The 25,433-nt window shown below is 68.7% G+C and carries 28 protein-coding genes; 9 read left to right on the forward strand and 19 right to left on the reverse strand.

From position 1 onward, the window contains the following. Nucleotides 1-192: 192 nt before the first annotated feature. Both ASF57_RS10100 and croR read right to left on the reverse strand, forming a co-directional pair. Nucleotides 193-933 carry an RNA methyltransferase gene (locus ASF57_RS10100; protein WP_056482844.1) on the reverse strand — a complete coding sequence of 247 codons (741 nt, stop codon included), beginning with the start codon at nucleotides 931-933 and terminating at the stop codon, nucleotides 193-195. A 76-nt stretch (nucleotides 934-1,009) separates the two neighbouring features. Continuing rightward, nucleotides 1,010-1,489 carry a 3-hydroxybutyryl-CoA dehydratase gene (gene croR / locus ASF57_RS10105; RefSeq protein ID WP_056183799.1) on the reverse strand — a complete coding sequence of 160 codons (480 nt, stop codon included), beginning with the start codon at nucleotides 1,487-1,489 and terminating at the stop codon, nucleotides 1,010-1,012. Nucleotides 1,490-1,777: 288 nt separating this feature from the next. Here croR and ASF57_RS10110 point away from each other — a divergent pair, with 288 nt between their 5' ends. The 3 genes from ASF57_RS10110 (at nucleotide 1,778) to ASF57_RS10120 (ending at nucleotide 3,553) form a co-directional block, all read left to right on the forward strand. Continuing rightward, nucleotides 1,778-2,404, forward strand: coding sequence for a cation transporter (locus tag ASF57_RS10110; protein WP_056482549.1), 627 nt, complete (start codon nucleotides 1,778-1,780; stop codon nucleotides 2,402-2,404). Between the two features lie 16 nt (nucleotides 2,405-2,420). Then, the gene (locus tag ASF57_RS10115) at nucleotides 2,421-3,266 is read left to right on the forward strand and encodes a metallophosphoesterase (protein ID WP_056482552.1); all 846 of its coding nucleotides are present in this window, start codon (nucleotides 2,421-2,423) and stop codon (nucleotides 3,264-3,266) included. Nucleotides 3,267-3,331: 65 nt separating this feature from the next. Next, nucleotides 3,332-3,553 (forward strand): hypothetical protein, encoded by a 222-nt coding sequence (locus tag ASF57_RS10120; RefSeq protein WP_056183792.1) that lies wholly within the window; start codon nucleotides 3,332-3,334, stop codon nucleotides 3,551-3,553. 21 nt (nucleotides 3,554-3,574) lie between these two features. Here ASF57_RS10120 and ASF57_RS10125 read toward each other — a convergent pair whose 3' ends face one another. Beyond that, nucleotides 3,575-3,952, reverse strand: coding sequence for a 4a-hydroxytetrahydrobiopterin dehydratase (locus ASF57_RS10125; protein WP_056482555.1), 378 nt, complete (start codon nucleotides 3,950-3,952; stop codon nucleotides 3,575-3,577). Nucleotides 3,953-4,202: 250 nt separating this feature from the next. Here ASF57_RS10125 and ASF57_RS10130 point away from each other — a divergent pair, with 250 nt between their 5' ends. The 6 genes from ASF57_RS10130 to xoxJ all read left to right on the forward strand — a co-directional run bounded on the left by ASF57_RS10130 (nucleotide 4,203) and on the right by xoxJ (nucleotide 10,810). After that, a complete protein-coding gene (locus ASF57_RS10130) occupies nucleotides 4,203-5,195 on the forward strand; it encodes an ABC transporter substrate-binding protein (RefSeq protein ID WP_056482558.1) in 993 nt (330 codons plus the stop codon). Nucleotides 5,196-5,250: 55 nt separating this feature from the next. Next, entirely contained in the window at nucleotides 5,251-5,988 is a 738-nt protein-coding gene (locus tag ASF57_RS10135; RefSeq protein ID WP_056482562.1) for an ABC transporter permease subunit, read from the forward strand. Further along, a complete protein-coding gene (locus tag ASF57_RS10140) occupies nucleotides 5,969-6,739 on the forward strand; it encodes an ATP-binding cassette domain-containing protein (RefSeq protein WP_056482565.1) in 771 nt (256 codons plus the stop codon). The genes ASF57_RS10135 and ASF57_RS10140 overlap by 20 nt, the downstream gene beginning before the upstream one ends. A 673-nt stretch (nucleotides 6,740-7,412) precedes the next feature. Continuing rightward, complete coding sequence (gene xoxF1, locus ASF57_RS10145) at nucleotides 7,413-9,215, forward strand: lanthanide-dependent methanol dehydrogenase XoxF1 (RefSeq protein WP_056482568.1); 1,803 nt, start codon at nucleotides 7,413-7,415, stop codon at nucleotides 9,213-9,215. 135 nt (nucleotides 9,216-9,350) lie between these two features. Next, nucleotides 9,351-9,956 (forward strand): c-type cytochrome, methanol metabolism-related, encoded by a 606-nt coding sequence (locus ASF57_RS10150; protein ID WP_082503815.1) that lies wholly within the window; start codon nucleotides 9,351-9,353, stop codon nucleotides 9,954-9,956. Continuing rightward, complete coding sequence (gene xoxJ / locus ASF57_RS10155) at nucleotides 9,956-10,810, forward strand: rare earth element methanol dehydrogenase accessory protein XoxJ (protein WP_056482571.1); 855 nt, start codon at nucleotides 9,956-9,958, stop codon at nucleotides 10,808-10,810. The genes ASF57_RS10150 and xoxJ overlap by 1 nt, the downstream gene beginning before the upstream one ends. Nucleotides 10,811-10,899: 89 nt before the next feature. On the opposite strand, the gene folK is transcribed toward xoxJ, so the two are convergent. From folK to ASF57_RS10235, 16 genes are all read right to left on the reverse strand, one after another. Further along, nucleotides 10,900-11,394, reverse strand: coding sequence for a 2-amino-4-hydroxy-6-hydroxymethyldihydropteridine diphosphokinase (folK, locus tag ASF57_RS10160; protein ID WP_056482574.1), 495 nt, complete (start codon nucleotides 11,392-11,394; stop codon nucleotides 10,900-10,902). Next, nucleotides 11,391-11,765 (reverse strand): dihydroneopterin aldolase, encoded by a 375-nt coding sequence (folB, locus tag ASF57_RS10165; protein WP_056183776.1) that lies wholly within the window; start codon nucleotides 11,763-11,765, stop codon nucleotides 11,391-11,393. The genes folK and folB overlap by 4 nt, the downstream gene beginning before the upstream one ends. After that, complete coding sequence (folP, locus tag ASF57_RS10170) at nucleotides 11,762-12,535, reverse strand: dihydropteroate synthase (protein WP_156376059.1); 774 nt, start codon at nucleotides 12,533-12,535, stop codon at nucleotides 11,762-11,764. The genes folB and folP overlap by 4 nt, the downstream gene beginning before the upstream one ends. A gap of 432 nt (nucleotides 12,536-12,967) precedes the next feature. Then, nucleotides 12,968-13,348 (reverse strand): hypothetical protein, encoded by a 381-nt coding sequence (locus ASF57_RS10175; RefSeq protein ID WP_056183771.1) that lies wholly within the window; start codon nucleotides 13,346-13,348, stop codon nucleotides 12,968-12,970. After that, on the reverse strand, nucleotides 13,329-14,054 hold the full coding sequence (locus tag ASF57_RS10180) for a hypothetical protein (RefSeq protein ID WP_056482580.1): 726 nt from the start codon (nucleotides 14,052-14,054) through the stop codon (nucleotides 13,329-13,331). The genes ASF57_RS10175 and ASF57_RS10180 overlap by 20 nt, the downstream gene beginning before the upstream one ends. Beyond that, nucleotides 14,051-15,208, reverse strand: a complete 1,158-nt coding sequence (gene pqqE / locus ASF57_RS10185; protein ID WP_056482583.1) for a pyrroloquinoline quinone biosynthesis protein PqqE — start codon at nucleotides 15,206-15,208, stop codon at nucleotides 14,051-14,053. Before pqqE ends, ASF57_RS10180 begins: the two co-directional genes overlap by 4 nt. Continuing rightward, nucleotides 15,205-16,287 carry a pyrroloquinoline-quinone synthase PqqC gene (gene pqqC, locus ASF57_RS10190; protein ID WP_056482586.1) on the reverse strand — a complete coding sequence of 361 codons (1,083 nt, stop codon included), beginning with the start codon at nucleotides 16,285-16,287 and terminating at the stop codon, nucleotides 15,205-15,207. The genes pqqE and pqqC overlap by 4 nt, the downstream gene beginning before the upstream one ends. 142 nt (nucleotides 16,288-16,429) lie before the next feature. Further along, nucleotides 16,430-17,332, reverse strand: a complete 903-nt coding sequence (gene pqqB, locus ASF57_RS10195; protein ID WP_056482589.1) for a pyrroloquinoline quinone biosynthesis protein PqqB — start codon at nucleotides 17,330-17,332, stop codon at nucleotides 16,430-16,432. Between the two features lie 58 nt (nucleotides 17,333-17,390). Then, a complete protein-coding gene (pqqA, locus tag ASF57_RS10200; RefSeq protein WP_055889187.1) occupies nucleotides 17,391-17,480 on the reverse strand; it encodes a pyrroloquinoline quinone precursor peptide PqqA in 90 nt (29 codons plus the stop codon). Nucleotides 17,481-17,697: 217 nt separating this feature from the next. Continuing rightward, nucleotides 17,698-18,402, reverse strand: coding sequence for a response regulator transcription factor (locus ASF57_RS10205; RefSeq protein ID WP_056183761.1), 705 nt, complete (start codon nucleotides 18,400-18,402; stop codon nucleotides 17,698-17,700). Then, complete coding sequence (locus ASF57_RS10210; RefSeq protein ID WP_056482592.1) at nucleotides 18,399-20,036, reverse strand: HAMP domain-containing sensor histidine kinase; 1,638 nt, start codon at nucleotides 20,034-20,036, stop codon at nucleotides 18,399-18,401. Before ASF57_RS10210 ends, ASF57_RS10205 begins: the two co-directional genes overlap by 4 nt. A 268-nt stretch (nucleotides 20,037-20,304) precedes the next feature. After that, nucleotides 20,305-20,511 carry a hypothetical protein gene (locus tag ASF57_RS10215; RefSeq protein ID WP_056183757.1) on the reverse strand — a complete coding sequence of 69 codons (207 nt, stop codon included), beginning with the start codon at nucleotides 20,509-20,511 and terminating at the stop codon, nucleotides 20,305-20,307. Between the two features lie 205 nt (nucleotides 20,512-20,716). Continuing rightward, the gene (locus ASF57_RS10220; RefSeq protein WP_056482595.1) at nucleotides 20,717-21,511 is read right to left on the reverse strand and encodes a formylmethanofuran dehydrogenase subunit C; all 795 of its coding nucleotides are present in this window, start codon (nucleotides 21,509-21,511) and stop codon (nucleotides 20,717-20,719) included. Continuing rightward, a complete protein-coding gene (fhcD, locus tag ASF57_RS10225) occupies nucleotides 21,508-22,464 on the reverse strand; it encodes a formylmethanofuran--tetrahydromethanopterin N-formyltransferase (RefSeq protein ID WP_056482598.1) in 957 nt (318 codons plus the stop codon). Before fhcD ends, ASF57_RS10220 begins: the two co-directional genes overlap by 4 nt. Nucleotides 22,465-22,513: 49 nt before the next feature. Then, nucleotides 22,514-24,157, reverse strand: a complete 1,644-nt coding sequence (locus tag ASF57_RS10230; protein WP_056482601.1) for a formylmethanofuran dehydrogenase subunit A — start codon at nucleotides 24,155-24,157, stop codon at nucleotides 22,514-22,516. Beyond that, entirely contained in the window at nucleotides 24,151-25,230 is a 1,080-nt protein-coding gene (locus tag ASF57_RS10235) for a hypothetical protein (RefSeq protein WP_056482604.1), read from the reverse strand. Before ASF57_RS10235 ends, ASF57_RS10230 begins: the two co-directional genes overlap by 7 nt. Nucleotides 25,231-25,433 lie beyond the last annotated feature (203 nt).

A 25,433-nucleotide genomic window follows, 5' to 3' on the forward strand; every position in this document is an offset into this window, starting at 1 on the left:
ACTCCTTCGTCTGCGCCCTCACCCCTGCCATGTGGCGCGGAACGATGGTCCGTCCAGGGCTCGAAAGCCGTGCGCGTAATCTTGACCGTAGCAGCGCGTGCGGCAATGGGGGCGCAATGTCGCGCGTAATCGTGGTCCCGCGTCATCCTGATCGCGCGTCATCGTGGTGTCGGCGCCGTATTCGTTCGGCGCTCAGCGCGAGGTTGTCAGGTGGTGGAGCGCGATGGCGCCCGCCGTGGCGACGTTGAGCGAGTCGAAATCGGCCGCCATGGGGATGCGCACGGTGCGCAGGCGCGCCATCAGAGCCGGCGGAAGACCTGGCCCCTCGGTGCCGAGGATCAGCAGGGTGCGGTTCGGGCGGGCCAGACCGGACAGGATTTCGCCACCGCCCGGGCTGAGGGCGAGCGGGGTCAGCCCGTGACGATCCGCGTAGGCCAGGAGCGCGTCGGCATCGTCCAGGCGGCGGAACGGCACCGTCAGGGCTGCGCCGGCCGAGACCCGGATCGCCTTGCGGTAGAGCGGATCGCAGGTGGCCGCATCGAGCAGGACCGCGTCGGCGCCGAATGCGGCCGCGTTGCGCAACAGGCCGCCGACATTGTCGTGGTTGGTCAGGCCGACGAGGCCGATCACCAGGACGGATGCGGGCGCGGGCGGCAAATCCGGCTCGACCTCGGGTCCGCGCAGGCCGACCGCGAGCACGCCCCGATGGATGGGAAAGCCGGTGATCGCGCTCATCACCGGCTTCGTCGCCGTGTAGAGCGGCACCCCCTCGGGCAGGCGACGCAGGACTTCTTCGAGGCCGTCGAGCCGCTCCGGCGCGAGCAGGACCGATTCGAGCCCGAAGCGCGCCCTCCCCGAGAGCATGACCCGCAGGGTTACCTCGCCCTCGACGATGAAGCGGCCGGCGCGCCCGACGAGGTCGCGCTCGCGCATCGCCGTATAGGGCGCGAGGCGCGGATCGGCGGGATCGTCGATGGCGACCGGCGTGGGGGCGGCGCTCAAGGCGGGGTCAGGCGCCCGCCGGACGTCCACCCATGCGCACCGCGAGCGGATCGGCCTCGGCCTTGGTCGGCACCTTCACCAGGGCCTCGCCGTCGAGGACGACCTCGCCGGCCACCGAGCAGGTGCATTTCAGGCGCGCCCGGCGGCGCTCCGGCACCAGTTCGGCCACCTCGACGGTGACCTGGACCGTATCGCCGATGCGAACCGGTGCCCGAAAGTTCAGGGTCTGGCTGATGTAGATGGCGCCGGGGCCCGGCAGGCGGGTGCCGAGCACCGCCGAGATCAGGCCCGCGGTGTAGAGGCCGTGGGCGATGCGGGTGCCGAAGGGCGTGCGGGCCGCGAAGTGTTCGGAGAGGTGGATCGGGTTGCGGTCGCCGGTGATCTCGGCGAAACCCACCACGTCGGAGGAGGCGATGACCTTGTTCAGCGTCTCGGACAAACCGAGTTCGAGGTCCTCGAAGTACAGGACGCGCAGTTCGGGCATCATCGGCGTTTTTCCCTGATCGCGATTGGTGGCACGACGATCGCGTGCGGCGTGAGTGTCTTGCAGCGTCGCTGTCGGACGGCTTGGCTTTTCGCCTCGCACAGGCGGCGGGCCAAATCCAGTATCAGCCTCGCGAAAAGCCGAGGGTCGACAAGCAACGCTTCGCACGAGGTCTCGACAGGGGGACGCCTCTCGCGTCAAGGAGGGCGTCACCGGGCGGAGGTCCCGACCAACCGCGAGCCTTGCGCCCGCGCGATCACCCCTCCGCCACCTCCAGTCGAGCAGCGTTCCGTGCCCGCCACCCCCTCCGCCACCCTGCGCCCGGTCGTCGCCCGCGTCGCGGGATTGAATCTCGGGTATTTCGCCGTCGAGATCAGCGTCGCGCTGGCGATCGGTTCGCTGGCGCTGATCGCCGACAGCCTCGACTTCCTGGAGGATGCGGCAATCAACCTGCTGATCTTCGCCGGGATCGGCTGGAGCGTGCGCAACCGGGCCCGCCTCGGGGCGGTGATGGCCGGCATCCTGCTGCTGCCCGCGCTTGCCACGGCCTATGCGGCCTGGGCGAAGTTCGCCACGATGGCGCCACCCGCCCCGGTGCCGCTCACGCTCACCGGCCTCGGCGCGCTGGCGGTGAACCTCACCTGCGCGATGATGCTGAGCCGCCACCGCTCGGGCGGCGGCAGCCTGACCCGGGCGGCCTACCTCTCGGCCCGCAACGACGCCTTCGCCAACCTCGCCATCATCGCCGCCGGTCTCGCCACCGCCCTGACCCTGTCAGCCTGGCCGGACCTGATCGCGGCTGCCGGCATCGCCATCCTCAATGCCGATTCGGCCAGCGACATCCTGAAGGCGGCGCGGGCGGAATGGCGGGCGGCCAAAGCCGCGCCCGAAACCGAATCCGGTTCATCGCTTCCCTGAGAGGTTCCGCGCCGTCATGCGCCTGTTCCCGATCTCCGACCTGCACCTGGAACGCCGTCGCCTCGAGGTCATCCCGCGCCCGGGTGCGCCCTTCGACGTCCTGGTCTGCCCCGGCGACCTGCACGAGGGACGGCCCGAATCGGGGCTCGCGGCGCTGCTGGCCCTGGCGCAGGGCCGTCCGATCGTCCTGGTCCCGGGCAACCACGAGCATTATGCGCCGACCGGGGACGGGCGCACCGCGCCGGACCTCCTCAAGGCCCTGGAGGCCGAGGTGGCGCGGCTGAACCGGGCGGGCGCGGCGATCCACCTGCTCCAGCGGGCTTCGTCCATCCTCCTCGACGGCGTCCGCTTCGTCGGAACCACCCTGTGGAGCGACTGGTCGCTGGCCGGTCGCTGGCTCGACGAGACGGTGCCGGACCATCCCCCGGACCCGGTCGCGTTCGCAGCCGCGCGCATGACCGACCCGGTGACCGGCTCACGCGAGTTCCGGGGTTCGATCCGCAACGGCGACGGCTCGGTCTGGTCGCCGGCCGACGCGATGGCGGCCCATGCGGAGGAGCGCGCCCTGCTGATCGCCGCCCTGTCGCAGCCCCATGACGGCCCGACGGTCTGCATCACGCACCATCCGGCGAGTCCGCGGGCAGCGGATGCGTTCCGCCACGTGCCCGGCGTCCCGTGGTGGGTCCCGGCCTTCTACGCCACCACCGTGCTGGAAGACCTCCCCGAGGCGGCGCGGCCCGACCTCTGGGTCTCGGGGCATTTCCATGCCGGGCACGACCTGCGGGTCGGCCGCACCCGCTGGGTCGCCAACCCGGTCGAAGGCCGGGATTTCTCGGCCGATCACATTCTCACGATCGGGTGAGACCCGAGGCCTGGCGCGGGCGTACCGTATCCGAGCCGTGTCGGAGCCCCCCAGGAAAGCCCCCCATGAACGCCTTCATCGCCGTGGTCCTCGTCTGCGCCAACGGCATCCCGATCGAGGGCTGCACCGACGACCGGGCGAGCGAAGTCCGCAAGGTCCGCGTCTCCAACGAACTCGGTTGCACCAACGGCTGGCAGGAGATCATCGCCCGCACCGACCTGCGGGACGAGGTCGGCAAGACCAGCTACCTCAAGACCGAGTGCCGCCGGGTGAAGCAGGCGGACTGAACCGCCCGCTGCGCGGTCGGGCTACCGGTCGTGCTTGATGTAGGCGAAGCGCGGGTCGGTCGGGGTGCCCTCCAGGGCTCCACCCTCGGTTCCGGGCTGCCACCCCACGACCTCCTCGATCTTGGCGGCGAGGGCGAAATCCTTCTCGGTGACGCCCTTGGCGGCGTGGTTGGTCAGCCGCACCTCGACCCACGCATAGGAGGCGGTGATGTCCGGGTGATGCCAGGCGGCCTCGGCGAGGTGCCCCACCGTGTTGATCACCATCAGCGTGCTCTTCCAGCCCGCGGTCTTGTAGGTCCGCTTGATCCAGCCCTCGTCGAGGCGCCAGGCCGGCAGTTCCTCGGCGAGCCGCGCCGTGATCGTTGCGTCGTCGATGACGTCGTCCCGTGTTCCGGCCATGATTCCGTTCCTCCCGGTAAGATTTCAGGGCAGCCTGCGCCGCACTCCTGAAGCATGCAAGGTGGTCCGGACCCACTGAATTCGGTCCGAGGCGTCGACCGAAAGCCCCCGGGGGCGACCATCGGCCTCCGGCACCCGCCCGATCGGCCAGTGGACGCTCTCCACCCGAACTCCTATGAAGAGCGCCAACCAGCGCCGGCCCTCTCGGGACAGACCGGACGTTCGACCGAGAATTCAGGGAGAGTCCCTCATGCTGTCACGGCGCGCACTGCTCGCGACGGCGGCTCTCTGGCCCCTGCCTTTCGGCCTCGCCAGGCCGGCCCGCGCAGCCGCGTCGACGTTCCGGGTCGGGAGCCTGCCGTTCGGGACGGTGTCCTGGGAAACCGCGGTGATCAAGGCCCGCGGGCTCGACAGCGCCAATGGCTTCACCCTCGACGTGGTCAAGCTCGCCGGCAACGACGCCGCGCGGATCGCTTTCCTGGGCGGTCAGGTCGACACCATCGTGGGCGACCTGCTCTGGGCGGCGCGCCTCGGCAACGAAGGCCGGTCGATCCGCTTCTTTCCCTACTCGACCACCGAGGGCTCCCTGATGGTTCCGGGCGACAGCCCGATCCGGACGCTCGCCGACCTCAAGGGCAAGCGCCTCGGGGTCGCCGGCGGCCCCCTCGACAAGAACTGGCTGCTGCTGAAGGCGCAGGCCCGGGACACCGCCGGGATCGACCTCGAGACCCAGGCCGATCTCGCCTTCGGCGCTCCGCCGCTGCTGGCGCTGAAGCTCGAGCAGGGCGAGCTCGATGCCGGGCTGCTGTACTGGACCTACTGCGCCCGCCTCGAGCCCAAGGGCTTCCGCCGCCTCATCGGCTCGGACGACATCATGCGGGCCTTTGGCGCCACCGGCTCGATGGCGCTGATCGGCTACCTCCTCGACGGCGAGACCGTGAAGGAGAAGCCGGAAACCGTCGAGGGCTTCGCCCGTGCCTCCAAGGCCGCCAAGGAGGCGCTCGCCAACGATCCGAAGGCATGGGACGTGGTGCGCCCCCTGATGGCGGCGGACGACGAGGCCACCTTCCAGGCCCTGAAGCGCGACTTTCTCGCCGGCATCCCGCGCCGGCCGCTGGCGACCGAGCGGTCTGACGGCGAGAAGCTGTTCGGCGTGATGGCGCGCCTGGGCGGCGAACGCCTGGTCGGGCCGGGCGCGACCCTTCCGCCGGGCCTCTATTTCGATGGCGGCGGGAATGGCTGAGGCGCCGGGCGCGGCGCGCGCCCTCCGAGGCCCCGGCGCCATGACGCCCTGACCCATGGGCTTTGCCACCCGCCTCGTTTCCGTGCTGATCCTCCTTGCCGGGTGGCAGGTCGCGGCCTCCGCTGCCGGCTCGCGGCTGCTGCCGCCCCCCCTCGCGATCCTGGACTTCATCGCGCGGGAATCGGCGCGCGGCGACCTCTGGTGGAATGTCGGCATCACCCTCTCGCGGGTGGGCATCTCCTTCTTCCTGGCGATGACGCTGGGCGTGCTGCTGGGCATCGCGCTCGGCCGCTCCCGCCGCCTCAACCTCGTCCTCGACACGCCGCTTCTCATCCTCCTGAACACCCCGGCCCTGGTGCTCACGGTGCTGGCCTACATCTGGGTCGGCCTCAACGAGGCGGCCGCGATCGTCGCGGTGGTGCTCAACAAGCTGCCGAACGTCGCCGTGATCCTGCGCGAGGGCGCCCGCGGCCTCGATCCGCAATTGGAGGAGATGGCCCGGACCTACCGCTTCGACCGGCGGACCTGGATCGCCCACGTGCTGGTGCCCCAACTCCAGCCCTTCGTGGTGGCGGCGGCGCGCTCAGGCCTGTCCCTGGCCTGGAAGATCGTGCTGGTGATCGAACTTCTGGGGCGCCCGAACGGGGTCGGCTTCGCGATCAACTACTACTTCGTCCAGAGCCTGAACGTGGCGGCCATCCTCGGCTACAGCCTCGTCTTCATGAGCGTGATGATCGCCATCGACATCCTCATCCTGCAGCGACTGGAAGCCTATGTCCGACGCTGGCGCTGAGGGGAGCGGTTCGGCCGATCGCGGCGATGCGGCCCTGCGCGTCGCCATCGCCCGCAAGGTCTACGGTGCCGGCGGTCCGGAACCGGTGGAGGCGGTGCGCGATCTCGCCTTCTCCGTCGCCGCCGGCCAGATCACCTGCCTGATCGGCCCCTCGGGCGCCGGAAAGACCACGACCCTGCGCATCCTCCTCGGCCTCGACCCCGATTACGAGGGCAGCGTCACGCCGCACCCGGACGAGGCCGGCATCGCCATGGCGTTCCAGGAGCCGCGCCTGCTGCCGTGGCGCACGGTGGAACAGAATGTCCGCCTCGCCCTGCCGCGCACCGCGCGCCGGCAGGATCTCGACGCGCTGTTCGCCTCACTCGGGCTTACGCCGTGGCGGAGTCGCTATCCCGGTGCGTTGTCGCTCGGAATGGCGCGGCGGGTCTCTCTGGCGCGGGCGCTGGCGCAGAAGCCCGGCATCCTGATCCTGGACGAGCCCTTCGTCTCCCTCGACGATACGTCCGCGGCAGCACTGCGCGCCCTCGTGGTGGAGGCGGTCGATCGCACCCGGATGGGCGTCCTGATGGTCACCCACAACGTCGCGGAGGCTATCGAGATCGCCGACCGGCTGCTGCTGGTGTCCGGCCGGCCGGCGACGCTGCTGGGCAGCATCCCCCTCGAAATCGCCCGGGGCAGCCGCGAGCGGTCTTGGATCGAGGCCCGCCGAACGGATCTCGCGAAGCGATTCCCCACCGTCATCGCCGGCTGATTCTCAGGGCGGACCCACGAAGGCCCGCCCGTGACGCGAAGCCTCCGGCGGAACTCCTCGACCGGATGCGGCGAGACCGCGCATCGAAACCTCTCGACTCGGGCAGATTCGGCAACGGCTCAGTTCCTCGGATGGCCGGCGCATCGGCCACGCCTTCTGAATTATTGTTCTACTTCTCTCGCCGATCTTGGCAGACGCTTGGTATGCCACCGTACCGTCGCCAAGGTCAGCGTGCCGGAAGCATGCCAGAGAAGCTTTCGCGACAGCCCCATGCACCCCTCGCATGAAGGATGTCGGAAGGTGATAAAAACTCTTTGTCTTAGCGCCAGCCTGTATTGCACCGCACCATATGATGTTGCGCAGCCTGCGCCATGTCGTTCCCTTGGAATCATTCACGAGGACTTGTGCGTGTCGCAGGTAGAGGGCGCGCAAGCGAGTTGACGCCGGCGGAATTTTTCTTAGAGTTCATTCAAGCTTCGGTTTCGAGGGGCGCCGCAAAGGGATAGCGGCCCCTGACCGTAAGGTTCTTGCAACCATCCTCTCAAGGATGGGAAGCGAAGGACTTGGCGTCCGCTACCGTAGCGAACCTATCCCTGTCGCAAACAGTCAGATCACAGCGTGATCATGCGGATTTTCCGTAGGATCGCAGCTGTAAGATCTGTCGGAGGAATCCATGAGAGCGGTACATCTTCTCGCACTCGGCGCCGGCATGGTCGCTTCGACCACGGCGTTCGCCAACGAAGACGTCCTGAAGCGCACGGCCAACCCGGCCGAGCAGGTCCTTCAGACCGTCGATTACGCCAACACGCGCTATTCGAAGCTCGACCAGATCAACGCCAGCAACGTGAAGCAGCTCCAGGTCGCCTGGACCTTCTCCACCGGCGTGCTGCGCGGCCACGAGGGCTCCCCGCTCGTCGTCGGCAACATGATGTACGTTCACACCCCCTTCCCGAACATCGTCTACGCTCTCGACCTCGACAAGGACGGCGTGATCGTCTGGAAGTACGAGCCGAAGCAGGACCCGTCGGTGATCCCGGTGATGTGCTGTGACACGGTCAACCGTGGCCTCGCCTATGCCGATGGCAACATCATTCTGCACCAGGCCGACACCACCGTCGTCTCGCTCGACGCCAAGTCAGGCAAGGTGAACTGGTCCGTCGTCAACGGCGACCCCAAGAAGGGTGAGACCAACACCGCCACCGTTCTCCCGGTGAAGGACAAGATCATCGTCGGCATCTCCGGTGGCGAGTTCGGCGTGAACTGCCACGTCACGGCCTACGATTCCAAGACGGGCAAGATGGCTTGGCGCGGCTACTCCCAGGGTCCCGACGACAAGATGTTGATGGACCCCGAGAAGACCACGTCGCTCGGCAAGCCGGTCGGCAAGGACTCCTCGCTGAAGACCTGGGAAGGCGATCAGTGGAAGACCGGCGGCGGTTGCACCTGGGGCTGGTTCTCCTACGATCCCAAGCTCGACCTGATGTACTACGGTTCGGGCAACCCCTCGACCTGGAACCCCAAGCAGCGTCCGGGCGACAACAAGTGGTCCATGACCATCTGGGCGCGTAACCCCGACACGGGCGCCGCCAAGTGGGTCTACCAGATGACCCCGCACGACGAGTGGGATTACGACGGCATCAACGAGATGATCCTCACGGATCAGAAGGTTGACGGCAAGGAGCGTCCGCTCCTGACGCACTTCGATCGTAACGGCTTCGGCTACACCCTCGATCGCGCCACCGGCGAGCTCCTGGTCGCCGAGAAGTTCGATCCGGTGGTGAACTGGGCCTCCAAGGTCGACATGGACAAGGGCTCGAAGACCTACGGTCGTCCGCTCGTCCAGGCCAAGTACTCCACCGAGCAGAACGGCGAAGATACCAACTCTAAGGGTATCTGCCCCGCGGCTCTCGGGACCAAGGACCAGCAGCCTGCTGCGTTCTCGCCCAAGACCAACCTGTTCTACGTGCCTACCAACCACGTCTGCATGGACTACGAGCCGTTCCGGGTGAGCTACACCCCGGGTCAGCCCTATGTCGGCGCGACGCTGGCCATGTACCCGGCTCCCAACAGCCACGGCGGCATGGGTAACTTCATCGCCTGGGACGGCGTCGCTGGTAAGATCAAGTGGTCGAACCAGGAGCAGTTCTCGGTGTGGTCGGGCGCTCTCGCCACCGCCGGTGACGTGGTGTTCTACGGTACCCTCGAGGGCTACCTGAAGGCCGTCGACTCCAAGACCGGTAAGGAACTGTACAAGTTCAAGACCCCGTCGGGCATCATCGGCAACGTGATGACCTACCAGCACAAGGGCAAGCAGTTCGTCGGCATCCTGTCGGGTGTCGGTGGCTGGGCTGGCATCGGCCTCGCGGCCGGCCTGACCGACCCGAACGCCGGTCTCGGCGCGGTGGGTGGCTACGCTGCCCTCTCGAACTACACCAACCTCGGTGGTCAGCTGACCGTCTTCTCGCTGCCGAACTAATCGGTCGCACGTAGCGGTAGATCAAAGGGTGCCGGCGCGGGTTTCCGCGCCGGCACCTTTATGATTAGAATTGGAAGAACAACACGCGAAACACGCGGCTCGTGAGCCGACGTGGTGTTCCTGGGAGAAACGTCGTTGTACACCATTAGCAAAGCCGTCATCCGTCCTCTCGCGGCAGCGATTGCCCTTGCGTCGGTCTCGACGCTCGCCGTGCAGGCCCAGGATGCGAAGAAGGCTGATCCGGCCCTCGCCAATCAGCTCGATCCCAACGCGTCCGAGAAGGACTCGAAGCTGATCGACAAGTTCGCGGCCGTGAAGGTCGAGGACGGAAAGTATCAGGACGCCGAGGGTCACCCGACCTATCACATCACCAATGACGGCAAGAAGTTCGACTGGTACGCCTACTCGGGCTACCGCCGCTATCATGCCGAGTGCCACGTCTGCCACGGCCCCGACGCCATGGGTTCGACCTATGCTCCGGCCCTGAAGGACTCGCTCAAGACGATCAACTACGAGGAGTTCATCGGCATCCTCGCGGGCGGCAAGCGTGACTCGCAGGCTGGCCAGGAGCGCGTGATGCCGGCCTTCGGCGATAACAAGAACGTCATGTGCTACGCTGACGATCTCTACGTCTACCTCAAGGCCCGTGCCTCCGGCGCCATGCCGCGCGTGCGCCCGACCGACAAGGAAGACAAGCCCGATGCCGCCAAGGCGGCCGAGAAGGAGTGCCTGGGCGGCTAATGACCCGCTCACGCATACGGACACATGTCGCGCTCGCGCTCCTGCTGCTCTCGGCAGGGGCGCGACCCGCCTTGGCACAATCGCTGCCGGATCTGGTGACGACCGATACGCTGCGGGTCTGTGGCGATCCGGGCAACATGCCGTTTTCGCAGCGTAAGGAAGACGGCTTCGAGAACAAGATCGCGGCGATCATCGCCGACGAACTCAAGGTCAAGATCCGCTATTACTGGCTGACGCAGGGGCCGGGTTTCGTCCGCAACACCCTCGGCACCGGCCTGTGCGACCTCATCATCGGCTCGGCCGCCGGCGGTGAACTCGTCCAGCACTCCAATCCCTATTATCGTTCCGCCTACACCCTGGTCACCCGCAAGGGTGAACTCGACGACGTGACGCGTCTCGACGATCCGAAGCTCAAGGGCAAGTCGATCGGCGTCATCGGCGGTACGCCGCCGGTCAACCGGATGGGCGAAGTCGGCCTGATCAATGCGATGAAGGCCTACGCACCTTACCAGCTCGATCCGTCGCGTAAGCACCAGACGGTCTCGGCCGAGGTCATCGCCGATCTCGCCGAGAAGCGCATCGACGCCGCGATCCTGTGGGGACCCGCCGCTGGCTGGCTCGCCAAGCAGAGCGGCGTGCCGATGAGCGTCGTACCCCTGTTGCAGGAACCCGACCGCCCGCCGCTCACCTTCCGCATCGCGCTCGGCGTGCGGCTGGAGGAGAACGACTGGAAGCGGACACTGAACACCATCCTGCGCAAGCGTCGGACCGATATCGAGCGGGTCCTGCGGGATTACGACGTGTTGCTGCTGGAGGAAGAGGGCAACAAGCTCCTCGAGACCCCGGCGCCCTGAAGCGGCTCCCTCGGACCTGACGAACCACACGGGCGGCGGAGAGAATCCGCCGCCCGTGTGGTTTCCGGACTGTCCCGGCGTCTCGCAGGTTAGACGCGTTCGATTCCGGTGGGGTCGAGCTTCGCCAGGGCCTCCGTCACGGTCTCGGGGCCGATGCGCAGGTCCGGTGCGATCTCGGCGAGCGGCACCAGCACGAAGGCGCGCTCGCGCACGAACCGGTGCGGCAGCACCAGGCGCTCGTCGGAGATCGCGGCCCCCGCATAGGACAGGACGTCGATATCGATCACCCGTGGCCCCCAGCGGCGCTCGCGGACCCGCCCCATGGCCGTCTCGATGGCCAGGCCCGCCTCCAGCAGCGCATGGGGCGTCAGGGTGGTCTCGACGCCGATGGCCGCGTTCAGGAACCAGTCCTGATCGGTGTCGCCCCAGGGCGGCGTGCGGTAATTCGAGGAGCGCGCGACCACGCGGATACCCGGCGTCGCGGCGAGTCGCGCCACCGCGTCGGCCAGGGTCGCGGCCTTGTCGCCAAGATTGCTGCCGAGGCCTAGATAAGCCGCGTGCGCCAACGTGTCCGCGGCCGTCATCGGCCGCCCGCCCGCGTTCGGACGATCTCGATGGCGACACCCTCGATCACCGCCGGCACGGGAGCGCTCGGCTTGTCCACCCGCACCCGAACTTCGGTGATGGCCGGGTGCTGGCCCAGGATGTCTTCGGCAATCGCCTCGGCCAGCGCCTCGATCAGGGCGAAGCGCCGCTCGGTGGCGATGCGGGTGACGATCTCGGTGAGATCGGCATAGCTCACGGTCCGGGCGACGTCGTCGGACCGGCCGGCGGGAGAGAGATCGAGCCGGCAATCGAGGGAGATGTAGAAGCGCTGACCGAGGCGGGCCTCCTCGGCCAGGAGACCATGATAGGCGAAGACCGCGATGCGGGTGACGAGGATGCGGTCGCTCATGCGGGCCTCCGAAGCACGGCATCGACCACCCGAAGGGCATCGACATGGGGTCGCACATCGTGGACGCGCACGATCTGTGCCCCGAGCGTCGCCGCCAGGACGTGGCTGCCGATGGAGCCGAACAGCCGGTCCACCGGGCGGGTCTCGGCATCGTGCAGGCGCCCGAGCAGCGACTTGCGCGAGACCCCGACGAGGACCGGGTAGCCCAGGGCAACGATCTCGGGCAGGCGCCGAAGGGCTTCGAGATGCTGCTCCCAGCTCTTGCCGAATCCGATGCCGGGATCGAGCACGATGTCGCGGTCCGGAATGCCGGCCGCCCGGGCGATCGTCAGCGAGCGTTCGAAAAACCGCAGCATGTCGGCCACGATGTCGATCGACGCGTCGATGCTCTCGCGGTTGTGCATCACCATCACGGGCGCGCCGTGATCGGCCGCGACTCGGGCGATGTCGGGCTCCCGTTGCAGGCCCCAGACGTCGTTGACGATGCGGGCGCCGGCCTCCAGCGCCACGCGCGCCGTCGAGGCCTTGTAGGTATCGATGGAAATCGGCACCGGCAGGCGCGGGGCGAGATCGCGGATCACCGGGAGGATCCGGGCCTGCTCCTCCTCGGCCGAGACCGGCACGTGGCCGGGGCGGGTGGATTCTCCGCCGATATCGACCAGGGCCGCTCCCTCCGCCACAAGTGCCTCGGCTTGAGCGCGCGCGGGATCGAGGTCCGCGAACCGACCGCCATCGGAAAACGAATCGGGTGTGACGTTGAGGATGCCCATCACGAGCACCCGCCGCCCGAGATCGGGCAGGAGCGTCGTCAGCGAAGCCGGCAGATCTGGGGGCACGGGACTCTCACGGTCGGAGCGGCCGGGGCGGGCACGCCGCACGATCGACCGGGATGCCGCTGTCTTTGAACGCAATGCGGGGCCGGAGCAACGCCGGAGGCAGTCGATCGCGGACCACGGCGTTCCGTCAGCCCGGTCTTCGGCTCTTGCCGCGACCCCGAACGTCTGGGGGCGTCGCGGCGCATACGTGGGGCCGACATCCGGTTACGCCGACCGTTACTGGAGCATACGCCTCTCAGGACGATCCTTCATTGTCGGCAACCATGGGCGGCACCCCAAGACGCTGGGGCACCACCCCGGTTTCTCTCGACGCGCCGACCCGCATGGGCCGAGATTCCAGCGCGTGCGAGCGGCACCGTGCGCCCGTCAGGTCCCGCCGCGATAACAGCGGATCTCGGCCTCGGCCTGGGCCCGGCGCAGGTCGGCGACCTGGTCGTCGAACACCTTCGTCGATTTGAACTGGGTGGTGCGCTGGCCGATGCCCTGGCGCAGCGACAGCACCGTGCTGGCCTGGACGTACTTGTCGTAGGACAGCAGCGACGCGAGGGCATCGAGGGAGCAGGAGCAGCGCGACAGGGATTCGCGCGACTGCCCGTTGGCGGCCATGCAACCGAAGATGTAATCGGCGCGCGCCTCGGTGGGATAGTCGTTCTCGAGCTCGGCGGCGGCCAAAGGTCCGGCCAGGAACGCGACGGCGCAGGCCCCGGCGGCCACGCCGCGGGAGAGCTTAACCAGCGTTCTGATCATAGGTCAGGTTCTCTTGCAGGAGTTCGCCGCCCTCGGCGTTCTTGGACGAGGCTTCGATCGAGACCAACTCGCCCGGGACCGCGTCGGACGTGACGAAGGTATAGGTCAGGTTCTCGAAGCCACGCATACGCTCCTTCATCTTGTCGCCGACGAAGGGCTGGGTCGTGATGCGCCAAGCGTCCACCTTCCGGCCTTTATAGTCGACCTGCGTCGGCGTCACGGTGGCGTTGTCGCGCAGGCCCTTGCGGATCGCGTTCTTGATGTAGCGCGGGTTGGCCATCAGCACGCGGGCGAGATCCATCAGGTGATGCTCGAGGAAGAGCGTCATCACCGGGTTGCCCGGCATGTCCTCGAACGGGCCGGCCGGGAAACGGTTGGCTCCGGAAAACATCTGCACCCGGATGTTGCGGTTCTCGGCGGCGTTGCCCGGCTCGATGCCGAGCTTGATGGTATCGTCGAGCGGCGGTCCGAACGGCCCCTTCGAGATGCCGCTGCGGCGCAGGTAGGTGTAGGTCAGGCTCGTTCCGGGCGGGACATTCTTCATTTGCGGCTGCTCGAAGAGCAGGTCCGAGGCATTGGGCGCCGTCGTGGTGTTGGTCTTGGTGACGGCAGGCACCTCGGGACTCGCGGGCGTGGCCGGCGCGGTCTGGGCGAGGGCGGGTGCGCCTGCGAGCATCAGCAACGCGGCAAGTGTGACGGGCTTCAAAGCGGCGCTTCCTCATTCAGCGGCGTACGCACATTGGGCTGCACGTTACTGCCGATGGTCCGGTAGACGTAGTCGGGCGGGGTCTCGGCCGCCTCTTCGACGGCGAGGTCCCGCACCTTGGCGTGGAGAGGCGAGAGCGAGCAGGCCGGGTCGGTCGCCGCCGCATCCCCGGCGAGTGCCAGGGCCTGGCAGCGGCAGCCGCCCCAATCCTTCTCCCTCCGGTCGCAAGAGCGGCAGGGCTCCTGCATCCAGTCCGTACCCCGATAGGCCGTGAAAGCCGGCGAATGCGCCCAGATATCCCCGAGCGAATGATCGGACACGTACCAGAATTCGAGGTTCGGGATCGTCTCGGCCGCGTGGCACGGCAGCACCTTACCCTGCGGCGTCACGTTCATGAGCTTGCGGCCCCAGCCGCCGGCGCAGGCCTTGGGGTATTTCGCGTAGTAGTCCGGCACCACCAGATCGATGACGAGCTGCCCCTTGAGGCGCTCGCGAGCGGCCTCGACGATCCGGATCGAGCGATCGACCTCGGCCTTGTTCGGCATCAGGGCGGCACGGTTCACGTAGGCCCAGCCGTAATACTGGGTGTGGGCGACCTCCAGGCGCTTGGCCCCGAGCTTGACCGCGAGGTCGATGAAGCCCTCGACCTCATGAATGTTACCCCGGTGGATCACCGAATTCAGCGTCAGCGGCAGGCCGAGGTGAGTCACCCGCTCGGCGAAGGCGAATTTCTGCGGCTGGGCATTCTTGAGGCCGCCGATCTTCTCGGCGTTGGCGGCATCGACGCCCTGAACCGAGAGCTGCACGTGGTCCAGACCTACGTCATACAAGGCGTCGAGCTTGGCGAGCGCGCCGCCGACGCCGGAGGTGATGAGGTTGGAGTAGAGCCCGAGCTTGGCGCAGGTCTGGGTGATCTCGACGATGTCGTTGCGGGCCGTCGGCTCGCCGCCGGAGAGATGGACATGGAGCACGCCGAGGCCCGCCGCTTCCGTCAGCACCCGCTGCCACGTGGCGGTGTCGAGTTCGCCCGAGCGCCGATCGAGTTCGAGCGGATTCGAGCAATAGGGACAGCGCAGGGGGCAGCGATGGGTGAGCTCCGCCAGGAGCCCGACCGGTGCGGGCAGAGTGGGGACGTTCGGCGTGATCGCGTTCATCGCTCCAGAACCCGTTTCGTGGCCAGATCGTTCAGCATCACGAGGATGTCGGCCTCGATCACGGCGGGGTCCGCCGTGAACTTCTCGCCGAGCAGGGTGGCGATGTCGCGCACGCTGCGCTGGCCGTCGACCAGTTCGAGAACCGCCACCGCGTTGGCGTCGAGGTCGAAGGTTCGCTCGGGCGCCAGCAGGACGTACTGATCGCGCACGGCGTCATGGCGCAGGCGCACGCCGCGGGGTAGGCGCGGCACGTCGTGGGCCGTGACCGTGCCGGTGCCGGCCGCCTGAGAGATCGCCCGCTCCGGCACCAGGCCGGCGCCCGGCGTCCAGGCATCCGGCGGAATCATGCCGGGGGCGACGTAGGCGAAGTACAGGGCGTCGAGCTGAGTCCACAGCACGTTGCACTTGAAGGTCAGGGCGTCCATCGCCTGACGCTGCAACGCCGGCGTGGTGGCGTGCTCCTTGACATACGCGATGGCAAAGTCGGCATCCCGCGGCGCCTGGGTCAGACGCTTGTCGAAATAAGCCAGCGTGTCCTTGGTGATGAAATCGTAGTTCTTCAGCATCCCGGCGACGCGCTCGGAGATGATGGTCGGCGAGAACATCTCGGTCAGCGACGAGGCGATGGCCTCCAGCAGCGAACGCTCCTTCACGAAATGCACGTAGGCGTCGACCGAGAAGCGGGTCGCCGACAGGATCCCTTGCGTGGATTCCACGTAGTCGCGTGCGAAGCCGACGCCCTCGGCGAGCTTCAGCCAACGTTCAATGCCGCCATCGCCGGGCGCATCGCCGTCATGATCGACGATGCGCTGGCGCCAGACCCGGCGCAGGGACGCGTCGGTCATGCGAGCCAGCACGGCGGCGTCCTTCACCGGGATCATCGCCTGGTAATAGTAGCGATTGAGCGCCCAGGCCCGGACCTGATCCTTGTTCAGCTTGCCGTCGTGCAGCAGGCGATGAAACGGGTGCAGGTTGTGGTAGCGGCGCGCGCCGATGTCGCGAAGCGCCGCCTCCAATTCCTCAGGCGAGAGCAGGCGCTGCGCCTCGTCGGTCTTCGGGGTCGGAAAGGGCGCGGTCATGGCGTGGCTCGCGGATCTGCGGGGTCGGTTTTAGGAACTTTTCTTATCCTTTGCGGACCGAGCCGTGAAGGGATCGGCTCAGATCACGCAATTCAATCGGACACAATGTATGGTGCCGGCACTAAATTGCCAGCCGGACGCGTCACGAAAGGTCGAGCGTCAAACCGTCATGGGCCACGGTCCAGCCCTCGGACTCGACCCGGCGGCGCTCGTCCGAGCCTTCCACCAGCACCGGGTTGGTGTTGTTGATGTGAACGAAGACCCGGTGCCCGATGGCCACGTCGGCGAGCGCCGCGATGGAACCGCCCTCGCCGGTCATGGGCACGTGCCCCATGCGCCACCCGGTCTTGGTGCCGACACCGGCCCGGATCATGTCGTCGTCGAGGAGAACGGTTCCATCGAACAGCAGGGCCTCGACACCGCCGATCCGGGCCTTCAGCCCCTCGGTGACGCGGGCACAGCCGGGGATGTAGGCGAGGCGGCGCCCGTTCGATTCGATCATCGCCCCCACGGTGGTCTCGGTCTCGGCGCCGAGTTCCAGGGTCTCGTCCTCGAGCCAGAGCGGCACCTTGCCGGGTACGGCGAACAGCGTCACCGTCAGGCCGGGCACCGGCTCGAAACTGCGGTCGAGGGCGATCGGTTCGCGCGCGACCACGCCCGACGCCATCACGTCGAAGACCCGGTTGGCATTGACCGAGTCGAGGATGCCGGCGGTGCCGTAGAGCGTGAAGGGCTGCCCCTCGCGCAGCGTCAGCAGCCCGGCGACGTGGTCGACGTCGCCGTTGGTCAGCAGAACCGCGTGGATCGGCGAATGGCGCAGGCCTTCGCGCGGATGCATCGCGGGATTGTCGAACAATTGCTGGCGGATATCCGGGGAGGCGTTCACCAGGAGCCAGCGTTCCCCATCGGGGGAGACGGCGATGCTCGACTGGGTCCGCGGCCTGACGCGGGTGGCGTCCTCACGGGCGAGGGCGCAGATCGGGCAGCGGCAATTCCACTGGGGAAGGCCGCCGCCCGCGGCCGAACCGAGGATCAGGACATGCATGGGGAAACCGACGCTGCCTCAAGAACCCTCGGGTTCAACGAATCTCAGTTGCGAGAGATCAGTTGAAGGTGTCGATCTCGGCGGACTCGTAGCTGGTGACTTCCATGCCGACGCAGATCTCGGAAACGATGGGGGCAGCCCAGGTCATGGTGTTTCTCCTGAAGGTTTCTTCTGAACGTCAGCAGCATCCCGATCCCATAAGAAGATCGTAAGACACTGACGGCGCAGTGGTTTCTGTCGCCGGAGTGATATCGACAATTTGGCTCGGCAGTTCAAGCGCTAAATTGCCGGTTTCTCCCATCGACCCCTGCGAATCCGCGGCCGGCGTTAACGCGGGGTGCCGCCTCGGTGCCGGAAATCCGGGCTCAGTGCCGGAAATCCTGACCTTTCAGGTCCAGCATGAAGCCCCGTCCCCGGACGGTGACGATGACCGGACCGCCGAGGCGGACGAAGTCGGAGAGCTTCGTGCGCAGGTAACCCACGTAGACATCGACGACATTCAGCGACAGGCCGCCCTGGCCGGCCCAGAGCTTGTCGAAGATGTCGCCCCGCGTCACCGGATGGTTGGCGTTGTCCATGAGCAGGGCGAGCAGTTCCGCCTCGCGGGGGGTGAGGCGCGCCGTCGCATCCAGGAATCCGACCTGCCGGATGTTGAGATCGAGGACGAGCTTCCCGGCCGTCACGATGGTGCGCGGCTCCTCCGACGCCTTGCGGCGCAGGAGATGGGTCTGGAGCCGGGCCAGCAATTCGTCGAAGACGAAGGGCTTCACGATGTAGTCGTCGGCGCCGAGCGCCAGCCCCTCGGCCCGGTCGCGGACCTCGTCGCGCGCCGAGAGGAAGAGAATCGGTCCCGGATAGCCGCCTTCGCGCAGCGAGCGGCAGACATCGTGGCCCGACCCGTCCGGCAAGGTGATGTCGAGCACCACGGCTTCGGGTGAATCGGCCCGAGCCGCCGCCAGGGCGTCGTCGACGCAGCCGGCGACGCCGACCGAGAAGCCTTCGGCCTCGAGTCCCCGGGCCAGCATGGCGCGGATGTCGCTGTCATCCTCCACGATCAATACGCGCGTCATGCCGCGGTCTCCTTTCCGACCCGATCCGGGCCGTCCTGATGCTGCGTCCCGGGATCGGATTCGGTCACGGCGGAGTCCATGACCGGCAATTCGAGGGCGACCTGAGCGCCCCGGCCGTCGGGTCCGCTACGCAGGTGGATCGACCCATCATGGCGCTCCACCACCCAGCGCGCCAGGGCCAGACCGATGCCGAACCCCGTTTCGCCCGACGGGCTCTCGCGGCGGAAGCGCTCGAACAGCCCATCGCCGAGATCGGGGAAGCCCGGCCCGTCATCCGTGATCGTCACCACGCCGCGCAATCCCTCCACCGCCGCCAACGCCACGGTCACGCGCGTGAGCCCGGTGGCGTGGCGCAGGGCGTTGTCGATCAGGCTTTCGATCACCTGGCGCAGCCACTCCCGGTCGGCGAGCAGCCTGGGGTCGTGGCCGGAGGGGGCCAGGCTCAGCGCCACGCGCCGGCGCGCGGCCTCCGACGCCATGCCGTCGACGGCGTCGGACAGGATCGCCGCGACGGCGACCGGGCGCCGGTCCAGTTCGATCTGGCCGGATTCCGAGCGGGCGACCCGCAGCAGATCCTCGACGCGGCGCTGCAGACGCAGGGCCCGCTTGCGGATGGTGGCGAAGACCGGACCGAAATCGACCTGACGCCCGGCCGAGCGGGCGGCGATGTCGCACTCGCCCAGGATCACCGTGAGGGGCGTGCGCAGCTCATGGCTGACATCGGCGAAGAAGCGCCGGCGCGAACGGTCCACCGCCTCCAGGCGGGCATTGGCCGCGCGCAGGTCGAGCGTACGGGCCGCAACGGTGTCCTCGAGCGAGGCCCGGTCCGCCGCGAGCCGGCCCTCGCGCCGGGCCAGACGGGCGGCCATGCGGTTGAAGTTCGCCACCAGCAGGCCGAGCTCGTCCCGGGTCGCCACCGACAGGCGGGTGTCGAGTTCGCCGCGCCCGACCGCGCTGGCGGCGCGGCGCACCGCCTCGATCCGGGCCAGCACCGGCCGGGTCACCGCCCGGTAGAGCAGCAGCACGAGGGCGAGGGCCCCCGCCACGGCGGCGAGGGAGGCGATCCGCAGGGTACCGGACAGGGCGCGCGCCGCGTCGGAGCCGGCGATCATCGAGCGGCGCTCGACCTCGATCAGGAAAGAGAGGGGCTGGCCCGTCATGGCCCCGAAGCCGTTGAGGGCACCTCGGATCGCCGCCCGGCGGGATTCATCCTCGGACTGGCGCAGCACCTGCGTCACCTGCCGGTCGAGCACGGCACGCGCCGCGCGCAGCTGGGCCAGGGGCCGGGTGCGGGCGGCATACTGGGTTCGGTCGAGGGGATCGTCGCTCGCCGCGATGCTGCGCCCCAGAGCTTCGTCGACCGCCACCAGGGCGCGGTCCACATTGGCGCGCGCCACCGCGAGTCCCTCCGGCTGCGCGTCCGGGTTGCTCACCGCCTCCAGGGCGGCGAGCCCGTACTGGGTCATGCGGCCGGAGAGTTCGACCAGGAGTTCCAGGCGCCCCTGCGCTGCCAGCGTCCGGTCGATGGTGCGCTCGGCGGCGCTGATCGAGGCGAGGACGCCGATGGCCGCCAGGACAACGAGGAGCGCGGTGCCCCCGAGCAGCAGGGCGAATCGGACCTTCAGCGAGCGCATGGTGGTGCCGACATCGTCCTACCCGATCATCTTACCGAACCGCTTTGCCAAATCGTCCCGAGATGATTCCCCGGGCCTCACCAGGACTGCACTGCCATCCGTGCTTACCTGATCATCCCGTCTGCTCCGGCGATCTTGCGAACAACATCGCGGATGCAGGCTCTGTAGGCTCAGGGCCGGCTCCGTTGCAAGCGCTACCGTGTGGGAGCGTCATCCCGTGGAAGCGTCCCGGCGCGGACAGGAGATGCGGGAAGCGCGGGCGTCCCGGTCACAGGTCGCGCGGCTGGCTGCCCCGGACGGCACAGCGCCACTTGGTCACCTGCCATTCGGGATGGTCCGCCTGCCACTTGGCGATGGCGCTCTGGGAGTTGCGCAGGCAGATGTTCGGGCTGCGCGCTTCGAACGACAGGTCGATCTTGTCCTCGCGGCACTGCGAGGGCTGCGACAGGAGGCAGATCGAGAGCAGAATGAGCATCGGGAGGCCGGGTTCGCGCTGCGGAAACGCGGAACGCCGGCACTATGCTGCCGCCCGCGGAGGCAGAAAATCGACCGATCGGGAAGATTGTGCAAGTCCGGATGGCGATTGGCCCCGGATCGCCCCCGGCTCGACCGAGGGCGAGGGGATCGGCGCATTCCGCCGGGCCGCCCCGGCAGGCGAGCCCGGACGGCGGTCGACGGCCTCAGGCCGTCACCCAGAGCTCGCCCTTGCCGAGGGTCGCGAGATCCCCCGAGTAGCGCGTCAGGGCTCCGGCGGCGAGATCCGCATGGGCGGGGCTGAGGGGCCGCAGGGCGCGGGCGAGGAGGCGCAGGAACACGAGATCGTGCGAGCCGGTCTCGACGAAGCTGGGGCTGAGCGCCCCGACCGCGCCGGTCAGGATGGTGCCCCTGCGCATGCCGAAGCCCGGATGATCGCCGAGACTCGTCGCCGCGATGGTGCCGGCGATCATCCGCGCGCCCGCATGGGCGCCCGCCCGGCCGACCAGGATGAGTCCGCGCCGCATGCGGTCGCCGAGATAGTCGCCGGCGCTGCCGCGGATCACCAGGGTGGCACCGTCGAGACCGGCCTTGGCGGCGTAGACCGCACCGCCGGCATGGTCGCCGGCATCGCCCTCGATGGTGATCGTACCGCCGGTGGCGCCCGAACCCGCGAAGGGGCCTGCCGAACCGGTCACCGTCACCGAGCCGCTGCTCATGCCTTCGCCGAGGCGCTGTCCGACATCGCCGGTGACGCGGATGGAACCGCCGCTCAGCGACGCGCCGACCCGGTCGAGGCGCGACGAGCCCCCCTCGATGACGAGTTCGTCCGAGCCGTCGAGGGCGAGCGTGAAGCAGTCGCCCAGGGTCAGGCCGCGCCGGCCGGTGCCGACGGGGAGCCTGGCCGCCTCGGCCTCGGTCAGGCCGCTGAGCGCCAGCGGATTGACGTGCAGGAAGTCGAGCCGCTCCGGCGGCTCCTGGCGCAGGGTGAGGGTGCTCATGCCGCTCCAGCCTCGCTGCCCGGCTCCTTCGAGAGCAGGTTCTTCAGGTGATAATGGTGGCGGCCGAGATTGCCGCCGTAATTACCGGCCGTGACGGCCACCAGCCCGTGCGCCGCACCGACTTCAGTGGCCGCATGCAGGGCCGCGCGCATCGATTCCGCCACCGCATCGGAGGTCAGCGCGTCGATGACGATCTCCAGGACGACGCCGACCTCGGCCGAGAGTTCGGTGCCGGCCCGGCCCTTGAGGGTCGGGCAGTAGGCATCGTTGGTCGAGGCCATCATGCCCTTGGTGCGGGCGCCCACCTTCGAGCCGGAGCGGACGATGCCGCCCGGGAAAGGCAGGATCGCGCCCGAAACCGAACGGGCGGCCTCGACCGCGATCTCGGCGACCTTCAGGGTGTCGGCGTGCTTGCGCCCGAGGAACAGCAGGTTGCCGCCGCCGACCGCGCCGTCCACCGCGCGGACGAAGTCCTCGCACAGGAACTCGCCGTCCATGACGGGGATGCGCCAGTAGCGGCGGGCCTTGCCGGTGACCGGGTCGGTCAGGCGCTTGGCCACCGCGAAGCCGTCGCCGAAATAGCGGATCGCGCCCCCGAGCTTGATCTTCGTGGGGCCTTCCACGCCGGCGTAGCAGGCGGTGCCCGGGCAGGTGAGGATGCACTGGCCGACGCGTTTGAGGAGCTGGTCCTTGAGGCCGTTCGGCTCGAAGCCGAACAGCAGCACGCGCACGCCGGGGCGCCCGTCCGGGGTTTCCTCCGGAGACAGCTCGCAGTCGATTCCGGCCTCGGCGCCGCAGCCGATCACCGAGGTGGCGAAGCCCGTCATCACGGTGGCGGCGATCATCGCCCACTTGGCCGTGTCGTTGGTGATGATGATCGCCGTTCCGGCGACGTCGAACGCCTCCGCGAAGGTGTCGATCACCGGAATGCCGTTGAGGGTGAGGTCCGTCATCTCAGTCACCGGTCCTCACGCGTTGCGCGGAGCGCACATCCGATTTCGTTCATGACCGACATGCGACCTCCGCGAACACGTCCGGTTTCGGGAAGGCCTCGTCCGGCACCGCAAAGCTCTTCAGGCCCGTGCCGAAACGGTCCTGCAGATAGGTTTCGGAGCGGGCCACCATCGCCTTGTCGGACTCGACGGCGAGTGCGAGGGTGCGGCCAGAGCGCCAGGCCACCACCTCGCCGTCCTCCACGATGGTCTCGCCGTCCTTGAGCACCAGCTTGGCGCGGGCGAACATGGCGGTGCGGTTCGGGTCGTCGCGGTAGATCGCGACGTCGGCCCGGGCGCCCTCGCGCAGGTGGCCGCGATCGGCGAGCCCGAGCAGCTTGGCCGGCCCCGAGCGCGTCAGCTGGGCGATCTCGGAGAAGCTGTACTCGCGCTCGATGGCACAGAGGCCGGAGCGCTCGGCAATGACCTTGTGCAGGCCGGCGATCTCGCGGTCGCGCTCCTCCTTGTCCATCAGGAAGTGGATGATGCGCGGGTAATCGGTGAACGGGCCACCGTTGGGGTGGTCGGTGGTCAGGATGGTGCGCTCCGGCTCCTTGGACAGCAGCATCAGCTCGAGGCCGATCGCCCATTGCAGGGAGCTCACGGGGCCGCGCGGCTTATACAGGAACGGCACCACGCCACCGCCCTCCGCATCCCCCGCGTTGACGATCCACTTCTTCGGGTTGGCGCCCTTGCGGCCGGCGAACTGGCGCAGGATGTCCAGCGAGATCGTCACGGTCTGGCCAAAAGCGACCTGGCCGACGTCGTAGGTCGCGTTGGGGTGCGCCTCCATCGCCTCGGTGATGCGCTCGGCCGCCGAGCGGAAGCCGCCGGTCAGCGGATTCTCGGGGTCGGCGACGCCGTAGCCGTAGAACTGGGCGTGGGCGAAGTGGATGCGCCGCCCTTCCGCCGCCTCCAGGGTCGCGACGAACGACTCGTCTGCGCCCGGGATGCCGAGATTGTTACAGTGGACGTGCAGCGGGTGCGGCACGCCGATCTCCTCGACCGCGTCGAGGAGGGCGCCCATGATCTTGCGCGTCGACAGGCCGTAGACCGGGATCTCGTCGTCGAGGCTGAGCTTCAGCATCCCGTCCTTGAAGGCCGAGGCGCCGCCCGCGTTGATGCACTTGACGCCCAGGCCGCGCGAGGTCGCCACCGAGAGGGCGACGAGATCGCGCACCGCGGCCTTGCCCTCACGCTCCCGCAGGAGCTGGAGCAGGTGGTCGTCGTTGCCCATCACCGTCAGGGCGCCGCGATCGAGGAGCGGGATGTCGGCGAGTTCGAGCTGGGTCGCCAGGGCGTTGGCGGGCGGCATCGCCGGCTCGACCGCGAGGGTGTAGCCCATCCGGGCGTAGTTCGCGCCGATCCAGGCGGCCGAGCCGCCCGCATGCGCGAACGGATGACCCTCGGGCGCGGCCTCGCTGGCGTAGAGCTCGGGCAGCAGCAGGCGGCTCATCACCACGTTGCCGCCGGCGATGTGCGAATGAACCTCGACGCCGCCGGCCATCACCACGCAGCCGGCGGCGTCGATGGTGCGGTCGGGCGCACGGTCCGAGGCGGGCACCACGCGCCCGTTCTCGATCCAGACCTCGCCGACCGCGTCGCAGCCGGCCGTCGGGTCGACGACCCGGCCTCCGTGAATCCGGATCAGCATGCGGCGGCCTTCTTCTGCATGAGGCGTTCGTGAATGGCGGTGAGGATGCCGGCCGCGCTCAGTTCGGCCGTCGGGCCAGGAGCCGGCGCATAGGTGATCGCCGCCCGGCGCTCGTCCCACAGGGTTCCGCCGGCGCTCTCACCGGGGACGCCCACGGCGAAGACCACGTCGGCGACGTCGCCGCCGGCCTCCGGGCTGCCGACGCCCACGATGGCGACGCTGGGCAGGGTGCCGAGCCAGTCGGGGCGCGGGGCGGGCAGGGAGGCGAGCCACAGGGCCGCATCGGCCTCGCCGGCGGCGATCTGGCGGGCGCTGTCGAAGCGCCAGGGATCGTGCTCGGGCACATGACGGCCGAACCCGACGCGGGGGGCCTGGCCGGTGGTCCAGGCGGCGAGCTGCAGCAGGGCGCGACCCTGGAAGGGATCAGCCAGGGGCAGGCCGAAGAAACGCGTGACCTCGTTGAGATCCTTGATCATGCCCTGGAGCATCTCAACGCCGAGTTCGCCGATCTCGGCCGGGTCGTACAGGACGACGCCGTACTGAGCGGCGGCGAGGCGCCGGGCCAGATCGGCATAGGCCGCCTCGCCGGCGAGGTTGCCCTTGAGGAAGGCGCGCAGGTGCGCCACCGAGACGGCGAGGCCGCCGGCCTCCGCCGGGTAGGCCACGTGCCGGGTGGCGCCGTTGCGCGGACCACCCAGGGACAGGATCACCCGTTCGGCGCCGGCGGCGCGGCCCCGCGTCGCCTGCGTGCCGGCGATGTCCTGCACGATGGGACGGTCCCACGGGGCGTTGCCCACGATGAGGACCGCATCGGCCCGGCCGACCGCCTCGGCCGGCGTCGTCGTCATGGCCCCGGTGCGGCTGAGGGCTCCGAGTTCGGCATAGAGGCTCGGGCCGGCCACGGGATCGACGGAGGCGCCGAGGGCGTCGGCGAGGTGGTACGCGGCGCGCACCGCGCTCAACTCGGCGCAGAGCCCCGCCAGGACAGCATTCTGCGCTGAAGCGAGGAGCGTGGCGGCGGCCTCCACCGCCGCGTCCGCGTCCGTCGCACCACCCTTCACCCAGGCCGCCATGCGTTGCACCTTGGAAAATCGAGGGCCCGGCGCGCACCGTGTTCGGCGTCGCGCACGGCGGGACTGAGCCAGTCCATGTCGTTGGGGCGGCACGTTTGCATCGCGGCCGCTTTCCAGGCAACCCCCCCGGACCCCTTCGGGCGAATCAGGGTCCCGGCGCCGCGCCGGAAGATTTGACCGATGCGCTTGCGACGGGTCGCCGC

The sequence above is a fragment of the Methylobacterium sp. Leaf117 genome (assembly GCF_001422985.1).
In the GTDB taxonomy this organism is placed as follows: domain Bacteria; phylum Pseudomonadota; class Alphaproteobacteria; order Rhizobiales; family Beijerinckiaceae; genus Methylobacterium.